Consider the following 513-nt stretch of genomic DNA (forward strand, 5'->3'; position numbering starts at 1 on the left):
GGCTGCGGCCTTGCCGGCGCGCTGATGGCCAATTTCCTGCGCTATGCCAGCCCCGACATGATGCACTGGACCAAGTCGGGCGAGCTGATGGTCATGGTCATCCTGGGCGGCGTCGGCACGTTGTTTGGCCCGCTGCTCGGTGCCGCCGTGTTCATCGTGCTTGAATCCATCCTCGCATCGTGGACGGAGAACTGGCAGCTGGGCCTTGGACTGATCCTGCTGTTTGTCGTGCTCTACACCCAAGGCGGCGTCCAGGCGCTTGGTGCCCGTATGCTCGGGAGGCGCGCATGACCACTCCTGTCCTCAACGTCCAGGGCATGGTCAAGCGCTTCGGCGGCCTGCTGGCCACCGACCATGTCGATTTGACCGTGAAGCCCGGCGAGATCCACGCTTTGATCGGCCCCAACGGTGCCGGCAAGACGACGCTGATCTCGCAGCTGATGGGCGAGCTCACGCAGAACGAAGGCACCATCGAACTCGACGGCCAGCCGATCACCACCTTGCCGACCGCCA

General features: G+C 64.3%; 2 protein-coding genes. Both read left to right on the forward strand.

The window, feature by feature from the left end:
- Positions 1 to 291 (forward strand): ABC transporter permease subunit (locus AC1DT4_RS20250; RefSeq protein ID WP_477091553.1); only part of this gene is annotated, 291 nt, incomplete at its 5' end.
- The coding region (locus AC1DT4_RS20255) for an ATP-binding cassette domain-containing protein (protein WP_477091554.1) at positions 288 to 513 on the forward strand (226 nt) is incomplete at its 3' end. The genes AC1DT4_RS20250 and AC1DT4_RS20255, both read left to right, overlap by 4 nt.

Source organism: Cellulomonas sp. P4_D11, from assembly GCF_056401915.1.